Source organism: Olsenella profusa F0195, assembly GCF_000468755.1.
Taxonomy (GTDB): domain Bacteria; phylum Actinomycetota; class Coriobacteriia; order Coriobacteriales; family Atopobiaceae; genus Olsenella_F; species Olsenella_F profusa.
The window spans coordinates 35,827-60,846 of record NZ_AWEZ01000020.1 but is presented as its reverse complement, the minus strand read 5'-3'; the positions used below and the strand labels follow the sequence as shown (position 1 = coordinate 60,846).

Here is a 25,020-nt window from a genome sequence, read left to right as displayed (position 1 = left end):
ACCCAGCAAAGCACTAGGAGTTAAGCGAGGAGGGGTGATGTGATGTGGATGATTACCTCCATCTCCCAGATCATTGTTGCCGCAATCACATTTCTCTATGTTCTTGCCGTCGCGTTGATGCGCGACTCCAGGTCGGACATGAAGGCGACCACATCGTCAAATGCGGGTGCCTCACCGAAGATCATCGGCTGCATGCTCCCATAGTCGGCGGCGAGCTCGGCCAATCGCTCCGCCTGTGGGGTCAGCTTGAGCGTGCCGGGCCTGGCGTCGGCGGGCCTTGCCCAGGGCGTGCGGTAGGACTTCTCTTTAAAGGCGATGACCTTGGCGAGCAACTTAGGTTGCGCGATGGCGCGGGCCGCAACATCAGAATGTCCGAGGCGGTACATATCGTAATAGTGGCGCGAGTAGCGTTTCGGCATTGCCTTGCCCATGGGACGGTTGGCCTCCTGGTGCAGGATGGTAGCTTTCTCCCAAAGGTGCGCTCAGCTACGGCCGTTTCGACTATGGTTGACGGCTGCGAGAAGGCTTCCGGGTGCAGCTCGGCGGCGTAGGGCGTTATCTCCCACCGGTGTCGACGGCGTCAACGCGGCCAGCGGACCAATCTCCAGCTTCACTACATCCAGCGTCGATTCGGATGAGAGCAACCTTGGGTAGGCAAAGAGAACGGTCTCCTCTTCGGCACCAGCTCGTACGTCTGCCTCGAAACCGAGTCTTTCCGAGAGCCCCTCCTTCAGCGATGGAATGAAGACTTCGGCGAGATAACGGTTTGTGCGCTCGACAGTCTCGAGCTTGAATCCGTCCTGCTTGGTGTTGGAGCGCTCCTCCCAGGGCTCGTCGATGCCATAACCTATGAGCCGCCAGTCGAGTATGAGATCGACGTCCTCTGAGAACCGCTCGATGAGATGATAGGCTTTCGATAGGCTTGTGCCACCCTTAAAGATGATGGAGCCCCTGAACTCGCTGTGGCAGAACAGGTGGTCGAGTAGGTAACAGACCTACAGGTCCTTCTCGATGATTGCCGGCTGGAGTCTCTTCTCAGCCGCCGTAATCCTGATGAGGTCGGATCGCTCCCTGTCATTTGCCTTCGCTACGTTCAGCATGTGGTTCTCCTATTGCGTGATTTCGTGGATGGCGTCGCGGATCCATGCCGTGGCGTGCCCAGTTTCCGCAAGCAGCGTCTCCTTCTCATGGACAGTCAGCCTCTTTGATATGCGGTCGATGACGTGTCCGTTCGCTCTGTCCTTGCCGAGGGTCTTGAGTGCCTGCACGACGAGGGCAGTGAGCGGTGACATTCCGACGACGTTCCTGTTTGCGGCATGCTTGAACCGCACCTTGTAGGGTCCTACCTGGATGCTGACGTACGGGCCGGTGCTGATGTATGCGTAAACGGCTGGCACCTGGGTGTCCAGCCCCAGCATGTTCAGCGCGTGGTCACCGGAAGGTGCGATTTCCCAGCCCCGCGCCCTCGCGATAGCATGTGCCACCTCATCGACATCGGGCGGCACCACCTGCCCCAACAGGCCGCTGAAGCGCGGCTTGTAGTAGACGCCACGGGTGGCACGCGCTATCGTGCCGTTGTCCGTGAGCTCCTTGAGCGCCTGGCGTACGTTCTGTGAATCGGCGATGTCCGCGAAGTCGCTCGATGTGAAAGCCGTATCCTCCGGGAGGTTCTCGACCTTACGGCGGATACCGTCCTTTAGGCCCCTGTCGTTCATCGTACTCCTCTCAAAATCACGAATATAATATAGTAAATGTGATTATAGGAACAAGGATAGGCGGGTTCATTAAATTTGAGCTCACTATCTCACCACTGCTCTGAAGAGCCATCTTGCGAACTCGAGACCGTCCTAAGCGCTCGTATTGTCAGCTGACTTCGCAACAGTGAACATGACCTTCCAACTGCTCCGTAACGAAGATGGCGCCAGCTATAGGGAAAAGGCCACTGCAGTCTCGGCATGAAAACGGCAACCCAGGGATTCCCCATGGGCTGCCGCTATGTTTGAACTGCTGACTCGCACGGGTGTGCGCTGCCCCGTACCGACCTACAGGCAGGCCTCAAGGATCTGCTCGATGTCCTCGTCGGTGAGCGGTACGAAGGCGTTGTCCAGGCGACCGCCCCTGTTGGCCCGCGCGGTCATCTCGGCGAAGTGCTCGCGGCCGATGCCCAGCTCGGTGAGGGCCATGGGGATGCCCGTGGACGTGAGGTAGTCCTCGAGCGCATCGATCGCGGCGTGCGCGAGGGAGAGTTCGTCGTCGCCGTCGAGGCCCATCACATTGCGGGCGAACCTCACGAAGCGTGGCAGCGTCGTGGCGTCCTTGGCCAGGATGTGGCGCATCCAGCGCGGGGTGAGGATGGCCAGGCCAACGCCATGCGTGATGTCATAAAAGGCGGAGAGCTGGTGCTCCATGGCATGGCAGGGCCAACCGGTGGACTGCTTGCCGTACTCGGGAATGCCCGAGCACGCCACCGAGGAGTCGGCCATGAGGTTGGCGCGCGCCTCGTAGTCCTCGGGATTGGCGAGGGCGGTGGGGCAGTTGCGCATGACCGACTTGAGGATGGCCTCGGCGATGCCATCGGAGAGGTCGGAGTCCATGGTGCGGCTGAAGTAGCCCTCGAAGACGTGGCTCATGATGTCGGCGGAGCCGGCGGCGGTCTGGTAGGCAGGCACCGTGAAGGTGTAGGTGGGGTCGCAGATGGAGACGGCAGGATAGGTATAGCTGTTGCCGACCTTCTGGCTGAGGGCCATGTTGGAGATCACACCGCCACCGTCGAACTCGGAGCCGGTCGCCGCGATGGTGAGCACGTCGACGATGGGCAGTGCGCGCAGCTGGCCATGGCGCGAGGTGACCATGTCCCACAGGTCGCCCTCCCAGAAGATGCCGGTCGCGACGGCCTTGCCGCAGTCGATGGTGGAGCCACCGCCAACTGCCAGGATGACGTCGATGCCGTTCTGTCCGCAGAGCTCCACGCCGCGCTCGACCGACTCGATGCGGGGGTTGGGCTCGATGCCGTCGAGCTCGGTGACCTTGAAGTTCCCGTCGCGCAGGATGTCGAGGATGGTGTCGTAGAGGCCGGACCTCTTGACCGAGCCGCCGCCGTAGGCCAATAGCACGTTCTTGCCGAAGGCGTCGAGCGCCGGCGCCAGGTGTTCGATGGCGCCCTTGCCGAAGTGGAGCTTGGTTGGGATGTCGTGGGTGAAGTTGAGCATGCTCTCTCCTCGCATGGTCGCAGTGCCTCATGTCCCCATTATATGAATTGCACATGATGTATTGCCCGTGGGCACGAATGCGCCAGCGGGTTTCGGCCGCAGCCGTCTTGGTCGCGGTAGAGGGCCGCGGTTGGAGGCCGTGCGCGCGAGCAGCCGGCCGTCGTGCGGGGCACGACCATGGGCAGGATGCCGGTGATGGGGATCATTGGCGTCGTCAGCCCCTCATCTGGACATGCGATTGATGCGAGCGATATAATGATGTTTCAATATTACTAGCATGGGAGCGCCGCCGGCACCGAGAGGCCCGGCACGTCATGAGGAAAGGAACCGACAATGCCTACCACCCACTTCACCATCCAGCACAAGCTCCCCCTGCCCGATGCGCAGAATGCGGTCTACGTCTTTCTGACGACGCACAAGTTCGAGCAGAAGACGGCTGATGACGGTAGGGTCTTTTGGGAGCTCAATGACCCCATCCTCTACGGGCGCATGGGGCTGACGTGTGGGATCACGGATGCGACCGTCGAGATCGATGGGTGGATCGGCAAGTACACCAAGCCGACCGCCGTCGACAATGGCTATGTGAAGTCCGTCGGCAAGAATCACTTCCGCGAGCTGATGGCCGAGCTGGAGGCATCGCTGCAGAGTCAGGCGGGCATACAGCCCGGCACCGTTCCGACGCAGCTCCAGGAGCAGGCAGCCAAATCAAGGAGGCGCAACGGCACCTTTGCCATCGCTGGCTTTGTCGTCGCCCTCATCGGCCTCATCCTGGCGATGTTCCCGAGGCTGAGCCCTGGTGGGGTGCTGATCCTCCTGGCGCTTGGGTTCAGCGCCTACGGCCTCCGCAGCTCCAGGAAGGGCCTTGCCCTGGCAGGCATCGTGATCTCCCTCATTGACCTGATGCTCTTGGTGCTGAAACTGACGGGCATCCTCAGGTAGGTTCGCGCACCGTTCCCGTGGCAGGTGTCCTGTGGCTATGGTGCCTCGTGACGCCCTGTCGTAACCCAAAGCCGTAATCGCTCCGTTGGCCCATCCCTCATTTTCAGAGTTGATACAAGATGGCACAATGATGTTGTCACCACATGTCACCTGGGCGAGGGGAGATGACCATGGGCTTCATGGAGCTTGCCAGGCAACGCTATTCGGTGCGGAGGTTCTCAGGCGAGAGGCCCTCCCAGGGGCTGCTCGATCGGCTGCTGGAATGTCTGCTTGTGGCGCCCACGGCCAAGAACATGCAATCTGAGCGCATCTATGTGCTCCAAAGCGATGAGGCGCTCGCCAAGGTGGATGCCATCACCAAATGTCGTTATGGTGCACCCATCGTGCTGCTGTTTGCGTATGACCAGACCAAGGACTATCAGAATCCCTGGGAGCCCCAGTTCCATTCCGGCGAGCAGGACGTGAGCATCGTCGCCACCCATGTCATGCTGCGTGCGGTGGAGCTAGGCCTGGGTACCATCTGGGTCAACTGGTATCACGTGTCGGAATCCGAGCGGCTCTTCGGCCTTCCCCAGAGCGAGCGCAGCGTGCTCCTGATGCCGGTGGGCTATCCTGCCGAGGAGGCACGACCGTCCCGTTCGCACATGGAATCGCGCCCACTTTTTGATTTGGTGCGGTATCGGTAGCGCGCTGCCGTGCATCAGGATTTTCCCACCCAGCGGGGAGTGTCCGCCCCTTGATGGGGTATAACAGGCACGATGCATGCGAGGCCAGGCACCCCAGATCGGGGTGCCTGGCCATCAAGGGGAGGGACGCCAATGCAGGGCGCTAGTCTCAGCAGGAACGTTGCCGCGTTCAGGACTCGCTACAACGACGAGAACGAGCTCTTTGGCCCGCGCCATCGCTGCTTCCCCCGGCGTGACACCTGCGTCGCCCTGCTGAAGGACATCCGCAGTCTCATGTTCCCCGGCTACTTTGACGATGCGAGTGCCGCAGGCGAGAGCTCCGACCTGCTGATGGGGGAGAAGCTGCTGCACATCGAGCGCGTCCTTCAGGATCAGGTGAGCAACGCCCTGCTCTTTGGGGACGCCTCGCTGGATGCGGACGTCGTGAGCGAACGGGCGTCCGAGAAGGTCTCGTCGTTCATGGATGCGCTCCCAGGGGTGCACTCCCTGCTGCTCAAGGACATCGAGGCGCTCTTCGACGGTGACCCGGCGGCGGAGAGCTATGCCGAGGTGCTCGTCTCCTATCCGGGGCTCTTCGCGATCTTCGTCTATCGCATGGCCCACGTGCTCTATGAGCTCGAGGTCCCCCTGATCCCGCGCCTCATGACCGAGTACGCGCACGGCAAGACGGGCATCGACATCAACCCGGGCGCGCAGATCGGCGAGTACTTCTTCATCGATCATGGTACGGGCGTCGTCATTGGCGAGACGACCGTCATCGGTGATCACGTGAAGCTCTATCAGGGCGTCACGCTCGGCGCGCTCTCCCTGCGCAAGGGGCAGGAGCTCTCAGGCACCAAGCGCCATCCCACGCTGGGTGACAACGTGACCGTCTACTCCAACGCGAGCATCCTAGGTGGCGAGACCGTGATCGGCAGCGGTGCCGTCATCAGTGGCAGCGCCTTCGTGGTGGAGTCGGTACCCGAGAATGCGCGCGTCAAGCTCAAGGATCAGGAGATCACCATCCGCAAGCCGGATGAGCCCGAGGCGCCCTGGTTCTACGTCATCTAGGCAATTTTTTATAACCGCAGGTAGATTGCTGTGAGTAGCTGAATTTAGTCCCAAATCGTCCCATCAGCGACGATTGTGGTTGATGCCGCTCATGCCCAGGCATCCCCGTAGGGGTGCTCGGCGTAGGCCTCGCAGACCATGTCGGCGAGCTGCGTGGCACCAGGCTGGTCGTAGTGCTGGGCCGTGACGGCCCCTCCCGAGACGGGCACGTGCCCCATGAGGGTCTCGCTCGCCCAAGGCGGCAGGCGGAGCGTCCATCGGGCTATGGTCTCCCATGACCTCCTGAGCGACGACGGAGCGTGGCGTCCAATGTCCGGGGGGAGCCTGGCGAGCATTCGGGACCATGAGGACTTGAGCGCATGCTGGGTGGTCGGGCCGCCCAGGCCGTCTCCGGTGAGCCAGGGTGACGAGGGGCCTTCCCTGATGTCTAGCAGCCGCTCTCCCATGGGGCCCGGCACCACCACCACGCGCCTGCTCTGCGGGTTCTTGAGCGTGTCGGTGACCCCGCCCGTCCCGCGCACCTGGCGGGCCACGTCCACAATGGCGCAGGGCACACCGGCATGCCCGTAGGCCTCCAGATCCCCGTCGCGCACCCCGAGCGACTCGCCCACCCGGCACGACCCGAACGCCATGAGCAGGAACGCCGCCTCGAACCACCCGCCGCGCACGACGTTCCACACGGCGCCAAGCTCGTCGGCGTCCCAGTGCCCCTTGTCCCTGCCCCCAGAGGTGGAGCGCGACGGCATGACGTAGGAGTTCCGCATGGGGTTCGAGCCAACGAACTCGTAGCGGACGGCGCACGACAGCACGGAGGAGAGGGCCATGCGGGCGTGGGAGGCCTGGGCCCTCGTGAGCGTGAGGAGCCATTGCTGCACGGCGAGCGGACGCACCCCGTCGCAGGGGACGTCTCCCCACGTCGGGGCCACGTGCAGCCGCCAGGAGGAGTCCTGTGTGGCGAGGGTCTGCGGGGAGAGCTCGCCGTCGTCGCACATGCGCTGCCGCATCGGCCTGTACCAGCGCCGCCACACCTCGCCCACGGTGGGGCATGGGGCGTCATGTCCGTGCTCGAGCCTGAGCTCCGCCAGGCGGTCGTAGGCGTCGGCTCTGCGGCCCCTCACCGTCTCGCTGCACCTGCGGTAGCCGTCGGGCTCCTCGGCCCAGTAGCGGATGCGCCAGCGGCCCCTGCCGGCCTCCTGGACGCTGCCCCAGTCGCTGCGCATGCCCCTTCGTGCCATAATGGCATCGGCCCCCTATCCGTGGCCATCGCCCCCTCGTCCTCTGCCAAGATGACCGAGGGGGCGAAACTCTTATCCCACTAGCTCGCTATCTCGTAGCCCATGCTCCGGTAGAGGGTCACAGTGCCACCGACCTCGTCACCCTGGAACTGCACGACCTCCACCGTGTGGGTGCCCTCCTTGAGGGCGTCACCCTTGAGGTCGAACGTCAGCTGGGAGTCGCCGAAGTTGCCCTCCGTGGCCTCCATTCCGTCAACGTAGACGTGCGTCACGGCCGAGCCGTCGAGGCCCTTGGTGTCTAGCTCGATCTGGTAGACGGTGGTGCCCTTCGGCACGGTGAGCTTCGGGACGTTGCCACCCTCCGTGGTCCCCGCCTGCGTGTGGAGCATCGCGGTTCCCTCGCCGACCTTGGACTGGCCGGAACCGTCAAAGTCCTTCTTTGCGGATTCCTCTTTGGCCTGTGGCTGCTCTTGCTGTGACTGCTGACTGCCATCAGTGCCCTGCGGCTGCTGCTGTGGCTGTCCGCCGCACGCGCCCAGGGAGAGGGCCATCGCGATGCCAAGTCCTGCCGAAACCACCTTGTTTTTAAGCATCTTTTCCTCAATCCGTTTCCATGGGGTTGGTATCGCTAATCGAGTCGGTAGATAACTTCCGTTTTTCCTTCAAGATCGCGTGAATAACGCGATACTACGAGTTCCCCAGCAACAAGTTTGAAATGCGCAACATAGAAATATGGTTTGTCCCAAATGCCTAGACGCGCCTTGCCCACTCTTCCGTCTGGGAGATAGTCAATCTTTCCAGATGACTGTTCTGGGCTCGGGTGCTCCTTGATGAAGCTGTCTAGCTCTTCGATGGTCATGTGCTTTGGCCTCTCAAGTCCCGCGATGAACTCGATTGAGGCCGTATATTTAGGAGTCCTGCCAGTTGGGGTTAGTTGGTTCAGATACGCCCATGCGTAGTGTTCTGGCAGATCTGAGGTTATGTCATCAACTGGTCTGATGTTCGACATATCAACCTTAATGCGTGTCATTGGAGTCATGACGTTAAGCATGCGAACGAGGGAATCTACCGTCTCGATAATCGACACAAGTGCCGTGGCGTTTGCATACCATATTCCGTGCATCTCCGCCCCATTGTCATCAATGTGATCTTGAGCGCCGACATATGATCCAGGAGTGAATGGAAAGCCTGGCACACCAGTATTCACCTCGACTATTGATCTCCTTGGCAACGCATTCATACGCTCTGACTCACGACGGTCCTCATCCGACCACATGCTCTCTTCAATGGCTCTCGCGAACTTAGCTTTTTCGGCATCTATTTCTGAGCGAGATGCGACATGCCGTGCCTGCCTTCTGACAAACAATCCCATCTATTCCACCTCCCTTAAGCTACGCTCTCCAATTAACCGGTGACGTGTATGCCACCGCCTTGCCAATCATTCGTACGGCTGGGGCTTCGGGGTCCGATCTGTCGATAGTCCGTGACATGTACTCGACGTCATAGCTCTCTGGGACCAGCGTCACGGACTTCCCATCGAAGTAGACCCTCTTGATGGTCGCATCATCGCCATTGACGAACAGGGCGGCAACATCACCGTTTCTGACTTCCTCGTCTGGATCAATCAACACCAGGGTGCCCTCTGCGAACAGTCTGTTCATAGAGTTGCCCGCGACGGTGAGCCAGAAGGCGTTCGGATGCTCTTGGTACAGCTCTTCCGTTGTCTGGCGCGTCTCACCAGCCTGCTCGATCGCCTCTCTCGCGGAACCAGCCGCTATTCGGCCGACAATAGGTAAAGCATATGAGCGCGCTGGAATGGCCTCGATATATCCGCTGTCGCTATCAACACCAAGAAGGTAGGAGATTGTGACGCCAAGGGTTGAGGACAGCTTTATCAGCACGCTTGACTTTACGTCGTTTGCACCACTCTCATATCTTGCGATTTGCTGCTGCGTGGTACCTATGTGCTTGGCAAGATCAGCTTGGCTCCACCCCTTTGCGCGTCTCGCCTCGGCAATCTTGTAACTGCCCAAGGCAAACACCTCCTCCGTTTTGTGTCTTGGCTGAACCTGATTTTTACACACAAAAATGTTGTTGACAAACACGGAAACGTTGTTTTATTCTTACTCCAGCAACACGTAATTGTTGTTGGAGGTGAGACATGAGAGGACACATGAGGGCCGAGAGAGCAAGGCTTGGTCTGACGGCAAAGGAGGTCGCTAAGGCCATTGGCGTGCATGAGAATGCACTGCTCAGATGGGAGAACGGTCTTACTGAACCACTTGGGGACAACTTGATCAAGCTTTCAAAGCTCTACATGGTTTCTCCTGAGTACCTGATGGAGCAAACCAAGGATCCACACCAAAAAGTTGTCGCGAAATAGACCGTAGTCATCAATGCACCTTGAGAACCGAATAGCCGATGTGGGCCGTCTGGTGGAGCCAGCGGCACCCGCCATCGCACGTTTGGCCGCTGTTTCCGTGGGTGCGCCCACGGTCGCTCGACTGAGGAGAAACGGCCGCAAGCACTGACAAGCAATCATACGCAAGCGAGCGCCCCGCGGGGCCGTCCCGCTTCCGGGGGCCGTCTGCATAGCGGCAACCCGGTCGCAAGGGCGGACGAACCGACACAGCCACGCGGTGGTCGCGCCCCTCCTTTCTGGCGTGCGCCGCCCTGACCGGGACGGCCGCGCGGGACGCTCGCGGGGAATCGGAGGTATGGACATGGAGAAGGTGCAGGTCGGCCTCGTCAGGGGCCGTCATGAGATGCCCGTCAGCAGATACGTCTTCGAGGCGATCGCCGACCCGACCGACTTCGAGGGCATGGCGCGCGTGGCAAGCGACTTCGTCCTGCAGGAGGTCGGCATCATCATCAGGGTCGGGCGCCCGCTCAACAGCGCCGACTACACCGACCTCCCGTGCTACACGGGAGTGTGTGAGCTGGTCGTGTACGTGACCGGCCTCACCGCCGCAGCCGCGGCGGTCATCAGGGCATGCGCCATCTACGGCGTGACCCTCACGCTCATGCACTATGACCGCGAGGCGGGCGGCTACGTGCCGCAGCGAATCTTCTAGGGAGGAACACATGGACGCACAGAGCAAGTACCGCATCGTCGCAGACGTCATCAGTCTGTGCGACGAGAACGACCGCCTGCGCGAGCAGGCGCGCGCCATCGAGGCGGCCGAGCGCGAGCAGCGAGAGGTCACAGCCACGGCGTCGCTGAGCGTCACCGAAGCCTACTTCATCGAGGCCGGAAAGCGCGCGGCGGTCAAGAAGTGCATCGACGGCTACTGGTCGAATCCCGAGTACGACGAGGACACGGACACCTACCAGTCGTTCGATGGCTGGTGCGACAGGCAGATCAAGCGTGACAAGATTCCCGACTGTATGAGCCTCACGGCCTTCCGCGACGCCTGCGACGCGCAGCTGCGCGAGGTCTACGACGAGAAGCTTGCCGAGGCCATCAAGGAGAACGAGTGACAAGGCGCCCGCCCGCTGCTGGCACAGCGGGCGGGCCGACAGGATCGGAGGGATCCATGGACAAGAGCATAGCACCACCGGAGGGGTCAGTGACGCTCTCCGTCGCAGAGGCGGCGGCGCTCACGGGCTTCTCGGAGCGGGTCATAAGGACGGCCATCAGGAGCGGTGAGCTGCCGAGCCTGATGCCGCACGGGGCCTTGCGGGGCCGCAGGGTACGGAGGCGCGACCTGGACAGGTGGATGAGGGGGATGAGGTCATGAGGGCGCATCGGAGGTTCGAGGACACGGACATGCTGACGCCACTCCAGGTGGCCGCCGCCGTCCTGGCGCTCCTGCTCGTCCTCGCGTGCCTCGGCATCGCGGGGGAGATGGACTACGAGGACAGGACCGGGCGCGTACCGGCGTCGGTGGTGGTCGTCGATGGGTGACATGCCGAGCTACCCGATGCCACTCGGAGCAAACGCCAGGAGGCAGCTCTTCGAGATGTGGAAGAGGCGCAACCCCAGGGCGTGCGCGCTCCTGGACGAGTACGCGCTGGGGATGCAGGAGCGCGAGGGCCGCGTGAGCGTCCAGTACGTCATCGAGAAGCTGCGCCACGACGGCGGGCTGCGGATAGACCCCATTCCGTTCCAGGACGCCTACGGCCAGGTGCACCGCTACAGGGTGAACAACAGCGACCGCGCCCTCATAGGGCGCTGGCTCGCGCGCAGGCACGACGGCATGCGCGTCATGACCCGCAGGAGCGACTTCGACGGGGTGTCCTGATGGTCAGGCGCTTCGAGGTGCCCGGGAGGCTCCCCGGGCTCAACGAGTACACGAGGGCCTGCCGCTCCCACTGGGCGGTGGGCGCCAAGCTCAAGCGCGAGAGCACCCGGCTCGTGGCCGCGTGCGCCAGGGCCGCGAGGGTCGGCCGGTTCTTCGGCCCAGTCACGGTCACGTGCAGGTGGGTGGAGCGCGACTCAAGGCGCGACCTGGACAACGTCGCGTTCGGGATGAAGTTCGTGCTGGACGGCCTCGTCGAGGCCGGGGTCATCGGGGACGACGACCAGCGGCACGTGGGCGGGATATCGAGCGAGTTCTCGATAGACAAGAGAAAGCCGCGCGTGGTGGTGACCATCACGGGCGAGGACATGCATTGGAGGAGCTCATGACAGCGAGGAAGAAGAAGGTCGAGGAGGTCGAGGCCACGGTCATCGACGCGCCCGACGTGCTCTCCGGGGCGGACAGGTGGCTCGCCGAGCAGCGTGCCAAGGTGGCCGAGATAGCCGAGGACTACCGGCCGCACGAGATCGAGAGCGCGAAGGACTACAGGGACAGCAAGCGGGCGCGCACGCAGGCCCGCAAGGCCATCAAGGAGGTCGAGGACGCCCGCAGGGAGCAGGTCGGCGCCATCAAGGACGCCGTGCGCGACTTCGAGGCCCAGGTTCGCGACCTGCTCGCGCCGCTCTCCGGGGTGGACGCCTCCTACAAGGAGGCGCTCGCCGAGTGGGAGAGGCTCACGGTGGAGTCCCGCACGCAGGCCATCGAGGCGTGGTACGTCGACCAGGGCGGCGTCGTGGTGGACGCCGTGCCCTTCCAGAGGCTCGTCGACGCGTTCGGCGCCGAGGGCAAGTGGCTCAACTACGGCACAAACGAAGCAGCCATCCAGGAGGACGTCACCAGGCACGTGAGGGCCATAGAGGCCGACCTCGAATCCATAGACGCCCAGTCGCTCGACGAGGGCGAGAGGATGGCGCTCAAGCAGGACTACCTCTCGACGCTCGACATGGGCGAGGCCATGCGCCGCGCCGCCGAGCGCAGGCGCCAGAGGGAGGCCCTCGAGGAGGCGGAACGCCGCCGCCAGGAGGCCGAGCGGGCCGAGCGCGAGCGCCTCGAGCGTGAGGAGGCCGAGAGGGCCGCCGCCGAGGCGGAGAGGAGGGCACGCGAGGAGACCGAGCACGAGGCGAGGCTCCGCGAGGCCGAGGAGGCACGGCTGAGGCGCGCCGAGGCCGGAATGGAGCCGGCCGCGCCCGGTGACGCTCCGATGGCCCCCGAGGCCGCACCAGCGCCTGAATTCGCGCCGTTTGCGCCCGCACCCGACCCGGTGGAGGCACCGCCCGCCCCGGCGCCGGATACGGCCCCTCAGGCGCCCGCGGCACCTCCCGCACCGACGTTCTCGGAGCCGGGCGAGGCCACCGCCCCGTGGGTGGTCGTGGTCGAGGCGGCCACGAGGTCGCAGATGGAGCTGGTGGCGAAGGCCATCGGGTCGCTCGGCGTGAGGGGGCGCGTGCTGCCGGGGACGCTGGCGCAGGCGCTCGACAGGACGAGAGGATAGAGAGATGGCAGACGAGACAAGCCTGATGGCGCGCCTGGCCGACATACAGGGCAGGATCAAGGTCGAGAAGAAGCAATGGAACAACTTCAGCAAGTTCTACTACCGCAGCAAGGAGGACATCCTCGAGGCGGCCAAGCCCCTGTGCCACGAGAGGGGCCTCGCGCTCATATGCGACGACGAGGTCGTGGACGTCGGCGGCTGGCACTACGTGCGCTGCACGGCGTCGGTCGTGGACACGGAGACGGGCGCCATCATGTCGGCCCACGGCCTGGCGAGGGAGCCCGAGGAGAAGAAGGGGATGGACGCGGCCCAGATAACCGGGACCGCGTCCTCCTACGCCGGCAAGCGCGCGCTGGGAAACCTCTTCGCCCTGGACGACACGGCCGACAGCGACGCTGGTGACGGGGCGACGGGCGCGGAGGCCATCCCGGACGGCCCGTTCGAGGCGAAGTGCCACAGCTGCGGTATGGCCTACACCTTCAAGAACGCAGCGCAGTACGAGGCCTTCCTGGCACGACCCGGCTGCTGCCCGAACCCCGACTGGCGGATCAGGTAGCCCATGGGCACCTACGCCGGGCAGGGCGACTACGCCGAGCTCATGGAGCTGCAGGACAGGCTCGACGGCGAGGTCGAGGCCATGAGGAACGCGGGCTGCCAGTACGCCAGGAACGAGGCGGAGTACCGCAAGGCGCTCCGCCTCCGCATCCTGGACGAGCGCACCAAGGGGACGCCGGTGACGGTCATATCGGACCTGTGCAGGGGCGACCCCCACATAGCCGACCTCAAGTGCTCCAGGGACTGCGCAGAGGCGCTCTACAAGGCCTCGCAGGAGGCCATCAACACGATAAAGCTGCGGATACGGATAGTGAACGCCCAGATAGACCGAGAGTGGTCGAGGGCGGCGAACGGATAGGGGAGACGATGAGCATCAACGTTGCAAGCATCTCAGGCAACCTCGGGGCGAACCCCGAGCTGAGGCAGACCAGCACCGGCACCCAGGTGCTGAGCATGAGGGTGGCCGTGAACGACAGGGTCAGGCAGCAGGACGGCACGTGGGCGGACAGGCCCAACTGGATCGGCGTCGTGGTCTTCGGCAACCGAGCCGGCGCGCTCTCCGGGATGCTGCACAAGGGATCAAAGGTGTCCGTGTCCGGGCGTCTGCGCTACAGCGAGTGGCAGGACTCCGAGACCGGGAAGAAGCGCAGCAAGGTCGAGGTCGTCGCCGACGACATCGAGTTCCTGAGCCCCAGGAGCGATGCGCCCGCGTACGCGCCGCAGCACCAGCAGCCTGCGCCCGCATACCAGCAGGCGCCACAGGAGGCCCCGCAGTACCAGCAGGCATATGCGAGGCAGCCTCAGGTGGCACCAGCACCGGCTCCGCAGTACCAGCAGCCTGCCGCTGCACCGGCGCCGCAGCCAGCTGCCGCACCAGCCCCGCAGGCGGCGCCACAGCCAGGCCTTTACGACGACGAGATTCCATTCTAGGGACAGAGCTGTGAACATCTTCGACTCATACATAGATGCTGGCCAACAGCTTGGCAAAAGGGACAGGGAGCGGTACTACACGGCGCTCATAGAGTTTCTCGCCTACGGAATCGAGCCAGACGTCAAGGGGACGGCCATGGCGGTTATTATCGCCATCCGTCCATCCCTCGACGAGAGCCGCACGCGGATAGTCAATGGGCGCAAGGGCGGAAGGCCTAACAAAAAGCTAAACGGCGAAATCGCGGAAAGCCAAACGCCCGAAACCGAGAAACCTAACCGAGAGAAATCGGAAAAGCTAAACGGCGAAATCGCGGAAAGCCAAACGCCCGAAACCGAGAAACCTAAGGGTAAGGGTAAGAGTAAGGGTAAAGAAGAACTTCCTAACGGAAGTTCCAAGAAAAGCCCCCGCTTTCAAAAGCCGACCGCAGATGATGTCTCGGCCTACGCGTCCGAGAGGGGCCACCCAGGATTCGATGCAGCCCGCTTCATGGACTACTACGAGTCGAACGGCTGGAAGGTCGGGCGAAACCCCATGAGGGACTGGAAGGCCACCGTCCGCAGATGGTGCCGTGACGAGTGCCACGAGGGCGGTGAGTACCATGGCGAGTACGACTAGCTGCCCGTTCTGTGGGATGGAGCTGCGCGCCCGCACCCTGGACGTCGCTGGTAGGACGATCTTCGCTGGCTACGAGCCATGCCAGTGCGATGGCGCCGTGAGGCAGCGCGAGGCTGACGGGAGGGCCGAGGCTGACGCCGCCGAGCGTGAGAGGTACGAGCGCAGGCGTAGGGCCTACGAGAGGGCTGGCATCATGCCTCGCTACTCCGATGCCGAGCACCCCATGGCTCATGAGTGTGCAGAGCTGGCCGAAGGAGGGTCTAACCTCTACATCTGCGGAGGCGTCGGGACGGGAAAGACGATGCTCGCGGCAGTAACGTCGCGCACCCTCGTCGACCATGGCGTGCGTGTCAGGCTCTCGTCAATGTGGAAGATTCTCGACGCAATCAAGGACGGATTCAAGGATGGAAGCGACCCGCTCCCCGAGTACCAGCGCGTTAGATGCCTGGTGCTCGATGACCTCGGCAAGGAGAGCCCAACCGACTTCGCACTAGAGCGAATATTCGCCCTCGTGGACGAGCGATACAACCGCATGCTCCCGACGATCGTCACGACGCAATACAAGCCGGGAATGCTCATCGAGCGCCTGGCAAAGAACGGTGACAAGGACACGGCGATAGCGGTTGTCTCGAGGCTGCGCGATGGATGCGAGGTAGTCGAGCTAGGCGGAAGGGACAGGAGGCTCGATGGCTAGGGTGACAACGCTGCCGGAGATGCTCCGGCCGATGATGGGCAGGCCATCCGTCACGCTCGGCCGCTGCGCCGTGTGCGGCAGGACGTGGCCCCTGAACCAGCACCACGTGGTGCGCAGGGGCGCCGGGCGCATGTGGCTGCATGGCGTCGAGCTGGCAAAGCCGACCATCACGCTCTGCGGCAATGGCAACGCGTCCGGGTGCCACGGGCTCGCCCACCAGAACAGGCTGCACTTCCGTTGGGTTGACAGGAGGCCAAACGCGGCAGACGGAATCGTAAGCAGCGCGGGCCACTGGGAGTACCTCCTCTGCGACGAGCCGACGAGGTACCAGGACGCGCTCGACATGGACGGATGGAGGCGCATATGCGCGATGTGACGACACGCGACCCGCACGACGCGGCGGAGCGCGCCAGGGTGGCGGCGCAGCTGCACAGGTCGGCCGCGACGGGTGACGACCAGATGTGCCTGCTCGGCGACCTGCGGGCGGCGGCGTACCCGGAGGCCGAGAGGGACTGGGGCCACTGGACGTGGGGAGACGTGCTCGAGAGGCTCGCATGCCTCATAGAGCCGACTGACAGGGAGGACGAGTGATGATCACGACCAATGAGCGACGCGAGATCGCTGCGAGCATTGGAGAGATCGACTGGGCAGGCTGTGTCAACAAGACCTGCTGGTGTGCGGTGAACAGGCTGTGCGAGGCGATGGGGCTGGAAATGCGAAACACCTACGTAGAGGACGTAATTGCCATCGCCGCCAAGGTTCGCGAGCTGTGCGATGTGTCGGACGACACTGAGGATTACCAACGTGGGTTCGACGAGGGCTTTGCCTCCGCCGACGACTGGTACGCCGACAGGACGGACGCAGAGCTGGCCGCGCACGGCCTCATGCGCCTGCCGATAGGTGCGGACGGGGAGCCGATACGACCCGGCGACGTGGTCACCCACCCTGACATGGGCAGCAGGCGGGAGGTGACGAGCGTCTACCTCACGGACAATGGCGTCAGTGTCGGGTGCGCGGACGGCTTCGTGACGCTGCGCACCGGCCTCTTCAGCCACGCAGACACGCCTTCCTCGCTCGCGGACGAGATAGACCGCTGGATAGACGCCGGGCAGGACCCCGACGAGCCGTATGACCACCTGCACGGCATCGCCGAGCGCCTGCGCAGGCTGGGAAGTGACGAGTGATGACACCGGCGCTGGATGTGGCCTGCGGGCCGAGGAGCTTCTACTTCGACAAGGAAGACCAGCGCGTCACATTCTGTGACCTCAATCCGCGCCACAAGGTCCTCTGCGACGGTCGTGCGCTCGACGTGGAGCCTGACCTGGTGGCCGACTTCCGCGACCTGCCCTTCCCGGACGAGTCTTTCTCGCTGGTCGTCTTCGACCCTCCGCACCTTGAGGTGGGGGCGGGCTGGCAGGTGGACAAGTACGGCAGGCTCGACCCCAAGGGGTGGCGCGACGACCTCTCGGCGGGCTTCTCCGAGTGCCTGCGCGTGCTCAGGCCGGGCGGCACGCTCGTCTTCAAGTGGTACGAGTACCACATACCCCTCATGGACGTGCTGTCCTGCTGCCCGGCAAGGCCGCTCCTGGGCAACCGCAGGCCGAAGGCGAGCAAGACGCACTGGATTCTTTTCCTCAAGGAGGATGACTTATGAGCAAGTACGGATACGGCGACTACGTCGCATACGACCTGGGCATCGGGCAGGTGCGGGTCGGGCGCGTCGCTGGGCGCGGCCGGACCGGCTGGTACGTCTGCTACCACGAGGGATGCACGGCGGCGCTCACCCCGAGGGAGTGCCTGCGCCCCGCCACGGCGGAGGAGGCCGCGCGGGCGGTGCCGGGCATCGGGCACCACAGGTTCGACGCCGAGTGCCCGGACTACGACAGGGACGTGTGCATGAGGTGCGTGCACGACGTCCACAACATCAAGACTGGAGATGGCAAGCGATGAGCGGCATGGGCGAGTACGTGGCCGAGCTGATGGTTGCCGACGTCCTCCTCGGCGGCGACGCCGTGCGGGAGAGGGTCGTGCGGTGCCGCGAGTGCGAGCACTGGGGGGGACTGTGGGATTGGGACGAGGCAATCGGCTGCGACCTGGCCGACCTTCCGCAGGCGGATCCAGACGGCTTCTGCGCTTGGGGCGAGAGGAGGGACGATGCGCAGATGTGAGGACTGCGAGCACTCGCGGTGCGTCCTCGGCCCGCACCCGAAAATACCGGACGTGTGGAAGTGCATTGTCCGTGGCGGGCAGATTCAGCTGCACCCCGTGCTCCGGGCGATGACGTGCAGGGCGTACGAGTGCAGGTACAGGTTGAGGATAGGAAGTGCGAACGATGGCAGCTAGTGACGAGAGGCGCGAGGTGGCCGAGAGGCTAAGGGCCGAGATGGGGTTCTATGACGAAAAGGCGGTGTTCAATGCGGTTTTCGGGAGGATGCCAATCGAGATGTATATCAGTGAGAGAAAGCGGCTCATTCTCCGTATCGCCGACCTCATCGATCCGACGTGCCGCGCCGTGCGCTCGGACACGAGTAATGACGACGAGCTGGTGTGCTCCGAGTGCGACAGCTCCCTGGGCGTCTCCCTGCGGGACGGGAGGACACTGCTGCCGCGCCACTGCGCCTGCTGTGGTGCGAGGGTCATGAGGGGAGACACGGATGAGTGAGCGTGACGAGGCACTGCTCAAGTGCCTGGAGGCACTGTACGGCATGGTGGGCATCCTCTCGGCCGCGCTCGGGGAGCGCATGTCGGAGAGCGAGGCAACGTCGTTCGGGCGGGCGCACGGCAGGTGGAACTCCGCGCACACCGACCTGCTGCGCGAGATGAGGGGTGACGGGGATGAGTGAGCTTAAGCCCTGTCCCTTCTGCGGCGGCACGTCCGCCATCGTGGAAAGGTACGAGCACCACGAAGGCCAATGGCGCTACAGGGTCGTGTGTCCTGATTGCATGGGACAGGTCGACTCCGGATGGTGGCAGAACGCTGCCCAGGCAATCGAGGCGTGGAACCGCAGGACGGAGGGCACATGCCACGATGTGACCACAGGCAATGCCCGGTGCTCCGCGCGCTGACGTGCAGGGCGTACGAGTGCAGGTACAGGCTGAGGATGGAGGAACGCGATGGTCAACGAGTTCGATGAGAGCGCGAGGCGCGACGAGCTCATGCGCATGACGATGAGGGAGCTGAGGCAGCTCGCCCGCGACGAGGGCGTATGCCTCGGCTATGCGGGCGCGCGCAAGGACACGGCGGTCAACGAGATCGTCTCCTGCGAGCGGTACAGGTCCATGCATGCCGACGATTGACGATCCTGGTGACTGATGGCGGAATGGCGGTCTGGGGTGGAATCTTGGAGACAGGGAACTCGTATGCGACGGCAATCGACCTCTTCGAGGCGACGCGCGAGGCGGCAAGGGACGCCGAGCGCATCAGGCGGTCGCTGGCACGCATGGAGTCGCGCGAGGGCGTGAGGCCACAGTCGTACGACGCCCACGGCAGGAGCGGGCACAGGGCAGACCAGATGCGCGCCACCGACGAGCGCATGGACTACGAGGAGCGCGTCAGGAGCCGACAGAGTGAGGACTACGCGCTCATAGACCTGTGCTGCGACGTCATATACGGCTCGGGGCAGACCGGGTCGGGAGGCGTGTGCTCCATGCTTGGATCGCAGTACGCCGACTGCCTGTGGTGGCGCTTCTGCGCCGCGGCAACCTGGCCAGAGGTGGCCGAGGGGTGCGGCATGAGCGAGCGTTGGTGCAGGGACGCCGTGCGCGTCGCCTGCGACACCATCGACGCCTACGGGCTCGACCGCATGAGGGACGGCCTGGGGCTTGCCGAGGGGTAAAATGATTGGAATCGCGTGTCTATTCAGATTAATGGATTAAGACCCCGTGATTTCCGACACCTTATGTCATAGGTTCCAGACATAGGCGCGCGCTTTAGTCACGCGCCAGGAAAATTGCCGGGTCGTGCCGGGTTCTGCCAGGTCGTGCCAGGTGATTGGTGGTATAAGGGTATCGTGCTGAGATTGACCGGTGGGGCCATGGGCTTATGCCTGTGGCCCCTTTTGCGCATGGGGGTGCATGGTGACGCTCTTCGACATCGCACGCATCGCCGCCAGGCATACGACACGGATGGCGGTGGCGATGAGACGTGCCCTCCTCGAGCGTGGCGTGGACGCCGACGCCCTGGCATACGTCGAGCGCCGGTATGACGGCGTGGTCGAGTGCATGCGCAACGTCGCGAGCCCCGTCGACCTGAGGGCGGCGAGGCACCATGGCTAACCCAGAGAACCTCGTGCCTAACGACGCGCGCACGCCGAGCCAGCGCCGAGCCAACGCAAGCAAGGCGGGCAAGGCCTCGGCGAGGAAGCGCCGTGAGCGCAGGGACATGCGCGAGACCTTCCGCGACATGCTCGACATGCCTCTGCACAAGGGCGGCGTCACCTCGGCCGGCACGATGGACGGCATGGACGGCAAGAACATGACCGTCGGGCAGGCCATCGCGCTGGCGCAGCTCCGCAAGGCCATGGCTGGAGACACCAAGGCAGCCGAGTTCATCCGCGACACGTCAGGCCAGAGGCCGAGCGACCGCGTGGAGCTTACCGCTCCGTCCAGGGAGAGCGCGGAGGCGTTCTCGCACCTGCTGGACGTGGCTATGGACGATGGCGGCTAGCAGGGCGCAGGCCCTTGCACGCGTCATGGCGTCACACTCTGTCAGGCTCGCCCGCATGATGGGCTACGACAGGCTCGTCGAGCCATTGCACGACGGATGGATACGCCGTATGGCGTTCGGCGACGGAGACTGGACGCTTCAGGCGCACCGAGGCTCGTACAAGACCACCTGCGTCAAGGTGGCCCTCTGGCTGCTAATGGTCACCAAGCCACAGCTAACCGTCGGCTTCTTTCGCAAGGCGTCCCCGGACGTCGAGGAAGTCATGTCGGCGGTGGCCCGCATGCTCTGCTCCGACACGTCGGCCATGGTCATCGAGACGATATACGGCCGGCCAGCGCGAGTGACGTCGGCAAGCTCGACGGCGATAAGCACCGACCTCGCATGCAACGTCTCGGGCCTTCCGCAGCTCTCGGGATACGGCATCGGCGAATCGCTCACGGGCAAGCACTACGACGTGGTCTTCACGGATGACGTCGTCACGCTCAGGGACAGGGCGTCGAGGGCGGAGCGCGAGGCAACCAAGGCGTTCTACCGCGAGCTTCAGAACGTCCGCAACAGGGGCGGCCGCATCGTCAACACGGGCACACCGTGGCACAGGGATGACGCCTTCCAGCTCATGCCAGAGCCGGAGCGTTGGCCGTGGGACTCAACCGGCCTCGTGTCGGACGGTGAGGCCGCAGACCTGCGCAAGGCCATGACGCGCTCGCTCTTCGCCGCGAACTACGAGCTTCGCCATGTGGCCCAGGATGGCGCGGTGTTCGAGGGCGAGCCAGAGGCGTTCGCCGACCAGACGCTGCTGTACGACGGACTGATGCACGTCGACGCGGCGTATGGCGGGAGCGATGGCACGGCCGTCACCTGCATCGCCTGGCACGACGGCAGGCCATACGTCCACGGCGAGCTCTTCCGCGAGACGCACGTCGACCGCTGCATGGCCCGCATCATGGAGCTCCACGAGACGCTCAGGCTCGGTACGGTATGGTGCGAGCGCAACGCCGACAAGGGCTACCTGGCCGAGAGGATGCGCGGCATGGGCCTTCCCGTCTCCACGTACCAGGAGAGCGCCAACAAGTTCGTCAAGATATCCACCCACGCCCGTGGGCGCTGGGCCGACCTCGTGCGCTATGACAGCGCACGCGACGCCAGCGCGGCCTACTGGGACGAGGTCATGGACTACACGGAGGGCGCCGAGCACGACGATGCGCCCGACTCGCTGGCGTGCGCCATCAGGCTCCACGACGACGCGCCGAGGGTGCATCTCTTCAGGGGAGGGATATAGTGGCCGACAGCAAGGCGGCTGACGCCGCGACCTACGAGCCGTGCGGCGGATACCGCGTGCCTGACGGGACGGAGCTCACCGGAGACCTGCTCGCATCGATGCTGAGCGACTACAAGGCCAGCCACCTCCCAAGGCTGGCGATGCTGCGCAGGGAGTACGAGGGCGACCACGCGATCCTGCACCAGGCGGCTAAGGCGGAGTACAAGCCCGACAACCGCCTCGTCGCCAACTACGCCCGCCAGATCGTGGACTCCATGGTCGGCTACTTCCTCGGACGCCCGGCAAAGCTCCTGGGTGACGATGACGCCACCATCCAATGGCTCAACGCGTGGGGTTCCGCTAACGACGTCGACGACCTCAACGCCGAGCTGAGCAAGCTCGCTGATATCTACGGCCAGTCGTACGAGGTCATGTGGCGCGACTGGATGGCAGAGCCGCACAGCACGTTCGTGAGCCCGATGAACATGTTCCTCATCCGCGATGACAGCGTAGCTGGCAAGGTGTTCTGGGCCGTACGCTTCTGGCGCGATGACAACAGGTTCGACAACCGTCCTGACACGCTTCGCGGGACACTGTACGACGCCACGTACGAGACGCCGTTCGAACTCGTCGGCGGGACGGTGAGGTTCGGTGAGGCGACCGAGCACGGCTTCCCGGACGTACCGGCCGTCGAGTACGTGGACAACGAGGAGCGCCAGGGCCTCTTCGAGGGCGTAATCACGCTCATAGAGGCTCACGACAAGGCGCTCAGCGAGAAGGCCAACGACGTAGAGTACTACGCCGACGCCTACCTCAAGATACTCGGCGCGCACCTCGATGAAGAGACGCTCAAGAACCTGCGTGACTCGCGCATCATCAACCTGGAGGGCCGCGACGCGTCAAACGTGGTCGTTGACTTCCTGCCGAAACCGGATGCGGACGGGACGCAGGAGCACCTGATAGACCGCCTCGAGAGGCTCATCTTCACGCTCTCGATGGTCTCAGACCTCAGCTCGGAGAGCTTCGACACCTCGAGCGGTATCGCCATCAAGTACCGCCTTCAGGCCATGAGTGATCTCGCCCTCGTCAAGGAGCGCAAGTTCAAGCGCGGGCTTGGTCGGCGTCACATGCTGCTCTGCGGCTACGCGGGCAACTCGCTCTCTCCGGACGCGTGGGAGGGCGTGCAGGTCATCATGACGCGCAACCTGCCGAACAACTTGCTGGAGGAATCGCAGATAGCCGGCAACCTCTCGGGCATCACGTCCGAGGAGACGCAGCTCTCCGTGCTCTCCAACGTCCCCGACCCCAAGGCGGAGATGCGCCGCAAGGCGGACGAGCAGGAGGCGCGCGCCGCCGCGCTGGTGCCCCAGAGGGGCGGTCAGGAGGGGTAGGTGGCCACCTACTGGGAGCGTCGCATCGCGAGGGCTGACGCGGCCATGGAGTCAGACGAGCACGCCCTCGCAAGGCGCGTGTCCAGGGCCTACGAGACCGAGATGGCCGACCTCTCCAAGGAGATTGCGAGCTACTACGAGCGGTACGGGCAGGACGGCGTCCTGCGCTACCGCACGATGCTGGAGGCGATGGACGAGGCAGACCGCGACCTGCTCATGCGCGACTGCGACGCATGGGCCACGGCCCACCCAGACAAGGCCGACATGGTCGCCATACGCAAGAGCATCTACAAGCTTGACCGCCTCGAGGGGCTCCAGGCGTCGGCCAGGCTCCACCTGGCGCGTGCCACAGCCCAGGCGACGGACGGCCTTGGCGCCCACTTCGCCCGCCAGGCGGCGCGCGGCGCCAACGCGGTGGCAGAGGCGATGGGCTACGGCAGGTCGTTCCACTCGATGGACGACGACACGATCCGCCGCTTCGTCGGGACGCCCTGGAATGCTGGCGAGAGCTACAGCCAGAGGGTCTGGAACAACGCTGACAAGGTTGCAGCCTACGTCCAGGACGACATGGCCAAGGCCCTGGCGCGGGGCGAGTCCTACCGGCGCCTGGCGGACGCCGTGTCAAAGCGGTTCGTGGGCGTCTCCGAGTCGAGCGTCATGCGCCTGGTCTATACCGAGGGCACCTACGTCTCGCGCCAGGCCCAGCTCGCGGAGCTCGCCCGCGAGGGCTTCGAGGAGTACCGCGTCGAGCCGATAGGCGACGAGCGCACGTGCTCCGAGTGCTCGGGCCTCACCGGCAAGACGTTCCGCGTCGAGGACGCCATGCCCGGAGTGAACCTGCCACCGATACACCCGAACTGCCGCTGCCAGATAGCGCCGGCCGTCGACGACTGGGACGCCTGGACGCGCCAGCAGGTGGACGCCAAGCGTGCCGAGCTTGCCGCCAGGCGCATGACGGATGATGGCGAGCGTGCGAAGAGGGCGCGCGCCGTCCAGGACGAATGCGGCCGCATCGAAAGCGACTTCGGGCGCGTCTGGAGGGACTACAGGGCCACCGGCAAGAGCCGCAGGGGCTATGACGAGACGGTGAACGCCTACCTGTCTTCGATATCGGACGGGCGCGTGAGCGCCGAGTACAGGGCGAAGCCCAAGGCCAAGGAGATTCAGGCGGCAACGTGGCTCGCCAGGAACGGCCACAAGGTGAGATTCAAGCTCGAATCGAGCAAACCGGGATCACACAACGCAGACATGCTTCTTGACGGTATTCCTTATGAGATGAAACGCCTCGGCACACGCAGCGCATACAAGGCAAAGGTGAGGATAGGCGATGCAGCACGGCAAAGCGAGAACGTCATCGTAGACCTATCTCTCCGCACGCTCACCGATACCCAGGAGGAAGAGGTGCTGCAGGAGATGATTAAGAAGGGCGATATAAAGGTAATAGTCGCCCTCACCGAGCTTCTTGAGAGGGTGTTCAGATAAAGAATGACGCCGATTCTCTGCTCTGGTTCGTATACCCGGGTGGAGCTCGGCGTCACTGGCAGTATACCCGATTTCGGGGCGTGGCGAAACTGGCATACGCGCGTGCCCCAGGAGCACGTGGCCGTGCGGCCTTGCGGGTTCGAGTCCCGCCGCCCCGACCATAGGAGGACCTCATGCCGACGGTCACCATCTGGCACGCGAGCTGGTGCTCCCCGTGCAGGGGGACGCTGCGCGACCTCGTGCCGACGCTCGAGGACGAGGGCATAGAGCCGCTCACCAAGGACATCGACTGGTGCCCGTGCGAGGCCATGGACAGGGACATCGACTACCTCCCGACGGTCACCGTGGACGACGGGGACGAGGAGCTCATGCGCTGCAGGGGCTACCCGACGGCCGATGCCGTGGACAGGATCATCGAGCTTTGCGAGTAGGGCCAACCGGGGACGGTGGCCCGCTCGCGCGTCCGAGACGTGATGACGCTAAAAGCACCGTGGGAAGGCCGAGCCGCAGGGCCAT

Annotated in this window: 39 protein-coding genes, 1 tRNA gene and 1 pseudogene; 34 read left to right on the top strand and 7 right to left on the bottom strand. The window is 64.0% G+C overall.

The genetic code is table 11. The annotated features are described in order from the left end of the window. Positions 1 to 95: 95 nt before the first annotated feature. From HMPREF1316_RS14610 to HMPREF1316_RS03080, 3 genes and pseudogenes are all read right to left on the bottom strand, one after another. Positions 96 to 974: pseudogene (locus tag HMPREF1316_RS14610) on the bottom strand (nucleotidyl transferase AbiEii/AbiGii toxin family protein). A 135-nt stretch (positions 975 to 1,109) separates the two neighbouring features. Further along, positions 1,110 to 1,715 carry a DUF6088 family protein gene (locus tag HMPREF1316_RS03085; RefSeq protein WP_021725398.1) on the bottom strand — a complete coding sequence of 202 codons (606 nt, stop codon included), beginning with the start codon at positions 1,713 to 1,715 and terminating at the stop codon, positions 1,110 to 1,112. Positions 1,716 to 2,042: 327 nt separating this feature from the next. Next, positions 2,043 to 3,209 carry an iron-containing alcohol dehydrogenase gene (locus tag HMPREF1316_RS03080; protein ID WP_021725460.1) on the bottom strand — a complete coding sequence of 389 codons (1,167 nt, stop codon included), beginning with the start codon at positions 3,207 to 3,209 and terminating at the stop codon, positions 2,043 to 2,045. A gap of 333 nt (positions 3,210 to 3,542) precedes the next feature. Between HMPREF1316_RS03080 and HMPREF1316_RS14285 the strand changes: the two genes are divergently transcribed. From HMPREF1316_RS14285 to HMPREF1316_RS03065, 3 genes are all read left to right on the top strand, one after another. Further along, entirely contained in the window at positions 3,543 to 4,148 is a 606-nt protein-coding gene (locus tag HMPREF1316_RS14285) for a hypothetical protein (protein ID WP_021725421.1), read from the top strand. Between the two features lie 170 nt (positions 4,149 to 4,318). Then, on the top strand, positions 4,319 to 4,834 hold the full coding sequence (locus HMPREF1316_RS03070) for a nitroreductase family protein (protein ID WP_021725406.1): 516 nt from the start codon (positions 4,319 to 4,321) through the stop codon (positions 4,832 to 4,834). A 132-nt stretch (positions 4,835 to 4,966) separates the two neighbouring features. Then, complete coding sequence (locus HMPREF1316_RS03065) at positions 4,967 to 5,884, top strand: serine O-acetyltransferase (protein ID WP_021725438.1); 918 nt, start codon at positions 4,967 to 4,969, stop codon at positions 5,882 to 5,884. Positions 5,885 to 5,973: 89 nt separating this feature from the next. Here HMPREF1316_RS03065 and HMPREF1316_RS03060 read toward each other — a convergent pair whose 3' ends face one another. The 4 genes from HMPREF1316_RS03060 to HMPREF1316_RS03045 all read right to left on the bottom strand — a co-directional run bounded on the left by HMPREF1316_RS03060 (position 5,974) and on the right by HMPREF1316_RS03045 (position 9,224). After that, a complete protein-coding gene (locus HMPREF1316_RS03060; RefSeq protein WP_021725468.1) occupies positions 5,974 to 7,119 on the bottom strand; it encodes a hypothetical protein in 1,146 nt (381 codons plus the stop codon). 80 nt (positions 7,120 to 7,199) lie between these two features. Further along, on the bottom strand, positions 7,200 to 7,712 hold the full coding sequence (locus HMPREF1316_RS13075; RefSeq protein WP_021725402.1) for a hypothetical protein: 513 nt from the start codon (positions 7,710 to 7,712) through the stop codon (positions 7,200 to 7,202). 35 nt (positions 7,713 to 7,747) lie between these two features. Further along, positions 7,748 to 8,491 (bottom strand): hypothetical protein, encoded by a 744-nt coding sequence (locus HMPREF1316_RS03050; RefSeq protein WP_156900977.1) that lies wholly within the window; start codon positions 8,489 to 8,491, stop codon positions 7,748 to 7,750. 19 nt (positions 8,492 to 8,510) lie between these two features. Next, entirely contained in the window at positions 8,511 to 9,224 is a 714-nt protein-coding gene (locus tag HMPREF1316_RS03045; protein WP_232204407.1) for a LexA family protein, read from the bottom strand. Positions 9,225 to 9,280: 56 nt separating this feature from the next. Here HMPREF1316_RS03045 and HMPREF1316_RS03040 point away from each other — a divergent pair, with 56 nt between their 5' ends. From HMPREF1316_RS03040 to HMPREF1316_RS02890, 31 genes are all read left to right on the top strand, one after another. Next, positions 9,281 to 9,502, top strand: a complete 222-nt coding sequence (locus HMPREF1316_RS03040; protein ID WP_021725442.1) for a helix-turn-helix domain-containing protein — start codon at positions 9,281 to 9,283, stop codon at positions 9,500 to 9,502. 334 nt (positions 9,503 to 9,836) lie between these two features. Continuing rightward, positions 9,837 to 10,193: a hypothetical protein gene (locus HMPREF1316_RS03035; protein WP_040651059.1), complete on the top strand. Its 357-nt coding sequence runs from the start codon at positions 9,837 to 9,839 to the stop codon at positions 10,191 to 10,193. A gap of 10 nt (positions 10,194 to 10,203) precedes the next feature. Next, positions 10,204 to 10,599 carry a hypothetical protein gene (locus HMPREF1316_RS03030; RefSeq protein ID WP_021725404.1) on the top strand — a complete coding sequence of 132 codons (396 nt, stop codon included), beginning with the start codon at positions 10,204 to 10,206 and terminating at the stop codon, positions 10,597 to 10,599. 56 nt (positions 10,600 to 10,655) lie between these two features. Further along, on the top strand, positions 10,656 to 10,859 hold the full coding sequence (locus HMPREF1316_RS03025) for a helix-turn-helix domain-containing protein (RefSeq protein WP_040651057.1): 204 nt from the start codon (positions 10,656 to 10,658) through the stop codon (positions 10,857 to 10,859). Continuing rightward, positions 10,856 to 11,026: a hypothetical protein gene (locus HMPREF1316_RS13975; RefSeq protein ID WP_021725381.1), complete on the top strand. Its 171-nt coding sequence runs from the start codon at positions 10,856 to 10,858 to the stop codon at positions 11,024 to 11,026. The genes HMPREF1316_RS03025 and HMPREF1316_RS13975 overlap by 4 nt, the downstream gene beginning before the upstream one ends. A 16-nt stretch (positions 11,027 to 11,042) precedes the next feature. Beyond that, positions 11,043 to 11,363, top strand: a complete 321-nt coding sequence (locus HMPREF1316_RS03020) for a hypothetical protein (RefSeq protein ID WP_198009557.1) — start codon at positions 11,043 to 11,045, stop codon at positions 11,361 to 11,363. Continuing rightward, entirely contained in the window at positions 11,363 to 11,749 is a 387-nt protein-coding gene (locus HMPREF1316_RS03015; RefSeq protein WP_021725471.1) for a RusA family crossover junction endodeoxyribonuclease, read from the top strand. Before HMPREF1316_RS03020 ends, HMPREF1316_RS03015 begins: the two co-directional genes overlap by 1 nt. Then, the gene (locus HMPREF1316_RS13070; protein ID WP_021725467.1) at positions 11,746 to 12,912 is read left to right on the top strand and encodes a DUF1351 domain-containing protein; all 1,167 of its coding nucleotides are present in this window, start codon (positions 11,746 to 11,748) and stop codon (positions 12,910 to 12,912) included. Before HMPREF1316_RS03015 ends, HMPREF1316_RS13070 begins: the two co-directional genes overlap by 4 nt. A gap of 4 nt (positions 12,913 to 12,916) precedes the next feature. After that, positions 12,917 to 13,468, top strand: a complete 552-nt coding sequence (locus tag HMPREF1316_RS03005; protein ID WP_021725403.1) for an ERF family protein — start codon at positions 12,917 to 12,919, stop codon at positions 13,466 to 13,468. Positions 13,469 to 13,471: 3 nt separating this feature from the next. Next, a complete protein-coding gene (locus tag HMPREF1316_RS13065; RefSeq protein WP_021725393.1) occupies positions 13,472 to 13,825 on the top strand; it encodes a hypothetical protein in 354 nt (117 codons plus the stop codon). A gap of 8 nt (positions 13,826 to 13,833) precedes the next feature. Continuing rightward, positions 13,834 to 14,397 (top strand): single-stranded DNA-binding protein, encoded by a 564-nt coding sequence (locus HMPREF1316_RS02995; RefSeq protein ID WP_021725385.1) that lies wholly within the window; start codon positions 13,834 to 13,836, stop codon positions 14,395 to 14,397. 10 nt (positions 14,398 to 14,407) lie between these two features. After that, positions 14,408 to 15,013, top strand: a complete 606-nt coding sequence (locus tag HMPREF1316_RS13060) for a DUF6291 domain-containing protein (RefSeq protein WP_021725433.1) — start codon at positions 14,408 to 14,410, stop codon at positions 15,011 to 15,013. Beyond that, positions 14,997 to 15,707, top strand: coding sequence for an ATP-binding protein (locus tag HMPREF1316_RS02985; RefSeq protein WP_084620818.1), 711 nt, complete (start codon positions 14,997 to 14,999; stop codon positions 15,705 to 15,707). Before HMPREF1316_RS13060 ends, HMPREF1316_RS02985 begins: the two co-directional genes overlap by 17 nt. Beyond that, positions 15,700 to 16,083, top strand: a complete 384-nt coding sequence (locus HMPREF1316_RS02980) for a hypothetical protein (RefSeq protein WP_040651053.1) — start codon at positions 15,700 to 15,702, stop codon at positions 16,081 to 16,083. Before HMPREF1316_RS02985 ends, HMPREF1316_RS02980 begins: the two co-directional genes overlap by 8 nt. Further along, positions 16,071 to 16,298 carry a hypothetical protein gene (locus HMPREF1316_RS02975; protein ID WP_040651050.1) on the top strand — a complete coding sequence of 76 codons (228 nt, stop codon included), beginning with the start codon at positions 16,071 to 16,073 and terminating at the stop codon, positions 16,296 to 16,298. Before HMPREF1316_RS02980 ends, HMPREF1316_RS02975 begins: the two co-directional genes overlap by 13 nt. Then, on the top strand, positions 16,298 to 16,891 hold the full coding sequence (locus HMPREF1316_RS02970; RefSeq protein WP_021725422.1) for a hypothetical protein: 594 nt from the start codon (positions 16,298 to 16,300) through the stop codon (positions 16,889 to 16,891). The genes HMPREF1316_RS02975 and HMPREF1316_RS02970 overlap by 1 nt, the downstream gene beginning before the upstream one ends. Continuing rightward, complete coding sequence (locus HMPREF1316_RS02965) at positions 16,891 to 17,361, top strand: class I SAM-dependent methyltransferase (protein WP_021725430.1); 471 nt, start codon at positions 16,891 to 16,893, stop codon at positions 17,359 to 17,361. Before HMPREF1316_RS02970 ends, HMPREF1316_RS02965 begins: the two co-directional genes overlap by 1 nt. Then, positions 17,358 to 17,657: a hypothetical protein gene (locus HMPREF1316_RS02960; RefSeq protein WP_021725456.1), complete on the top strand. Its 300-nt coding sequence runs from the start codon at positions 17,358 to 17,360 to the stop codon at positions 17,655 to 17,657. Before HMPREF1316_RS02965 ends, HMPREF1316_RS02960 begins: the two co-directional genes overlap by 4 nt. A 5-nt stretch (positions 17,658 to 17,662) precedes the next feature. Next, positions 17,663 to 17,875 (top strand): hypothetical protein, encoded by a 213-nt coding sequence (locus HMPREF1316_RS02955; protein WP_021725462.1) that lies wholly within the window; start codon positions 17,663 to 17,665, stop codon positions 17,873 to 17,875. A gap of 164 nt (positions 17,876 to 18,039) precedes the next feature. Beyond that, a complete protein-coding gene (locus tag HMPREF1316_RS02945) occupies positions 18,040 to 18,369 on the top strand; it encodes a hypothetical protein (protein ID WP_040651043.1) in 330 nt (109 codons plus the stop codon). After that, positions 18,362 to 18,550, top strand: coding sequence for a hypothetical protein (locus HMPREF1316_RS02940; RefSeq protein ID WP_021725470.1), 189 nt, complete (start codon positions 18,362 to 18,364; stop codon positions 18,548 to 18,550). The genes HMPREF1316_RS02945 and HMPREF1316_RS02940 overlap by 8 nt, the downstream gene beginning before the upstream one ends. Continuing rightward, on the top strand, positions 18,543 to 18,773 hold the full coding sequence (locus HMPREF1316_RS02935) for a Lar family restriction alleviation protein (RefSeq protein ID WP_021725466.1): 231 nt from the start codon (positions 18,543 to 18,545) through the stop codon (positions 18,771 to 18,773). Before HMPREF1316_RS02940 ends, HMPREF1316_RS02935 begins: the two co-directional genes overlap by 8 nt. Before the next feature lie 48 nt (positions 18,774 to 18,821). Continuing rightward, positions 18,822 to 19,004 carry a hypothetical protein gene (locus tag HMPREF1316_RS02930; protein ID WP_021725389.1) on the top strand — a complete coding sequence of 61 codons (183 nt, stop codon included), beginning with the start codon at positions 18,822 to 18,824 and terminating at the stop codon, positions 19,002 to 19,004. A 44-nt stretch (positions 19,005 to 19,048) separates the two neighbouring features. Further along, positions 19,049 to 19,543 carry a hypothetical protein gene (locus HMPREF1316_RS02925; RefSeq protein ID WP_021725408.1) on the top strand — a complete coding sequence of 165 codons (495 nt, stop codon included), beginning with the start codon at positions 19,049 to 19,051 and terminating at the stop codon, positions 19,541 to 19,543. Positions 19,544 to 19,781: 238 nt separating this feature from the next. Beyond that, positions 19,782 to 19,982 (top strand): hypothetical protein, encoded by a 201-nt coding sequence (locus tag HMPREF1316_RS02920; protein ID WP_021725491.1) that lies wholly within the window; start codon positions 19,782 to 19,784, stop codon positions 19,980 to 19,982. Next, positions 19,975 to 20,373, top strand: coding sequence for a hypothetical protein (locus HMPREF1316_RS02915; protein ID WP_021725483.1), 399 nt, complete (start codon positions 19,975 to 19,977; stop codon positions 20,371 to 20,373). The genes HMPREF1316_RS02920 and HMPREF1316_RS02915 overlap by 8 nt, the downstream gene beginning before the upstream one ends. 25 nt (positions 20,374 to 20,398) lie before the next feature. Next, positions 20,399 to 21,652, top strand: a complete 1,254-nt coding sequence (locus HMPREF1316_RS02910) for a hypothetical protein (RefSeq protein ID WP_232204405.1) — start codon at positions 20,399 to 20,401, stop codon at positions 21,650 to 21,652. Beyond that, entirely contained in the window at positions 21,652 to 23,022 is a 1,371-nt protein-coding gene (locus HMPREF1316_RS02905; protein ID WP_021725394.1) for a phage portal protein, read from the top strand. The genes HMPREF1316_RS02910 and HMPREF1316_RS02905 overlap by 1 nt, the downstream gene beginning before the upstream one ends. Next, positions 23,023 to 24,504: a minor capsid protein gene (locus HMPREF1316_RS02900; RefSeq protein ID WP_021725453.1), complete on the top strand. Its 1,482-nt coding sequence runs from the start codon at positions 23,023 to 23,025 to the stop codon at positions 24,502 to 24,504. 74 nt (positions 24,505 to 24,578) lie between these two features. Next, positions 24,579 to 24,665 (top strand) — tRNA-Leu (locus tag HMPREF1316_RS02895). Positions 24,666 to 24,677: 12 nt separating this feature from the next. Continuing rightward, complete coding sequence (locus tag HMPREF1316_RS02890; RefSeq protein WP_021725474.1) at positions 24,678 to 24,935, top strand: thioredoxin domain-containing protein; 258 nt, start codon at positions 24,678 to 24,680, stop codon at positions 24,933 to 24,935. The last annotated feature ends 85 nt before the right edge of the window (positions 24,936 to 25,020 follow it).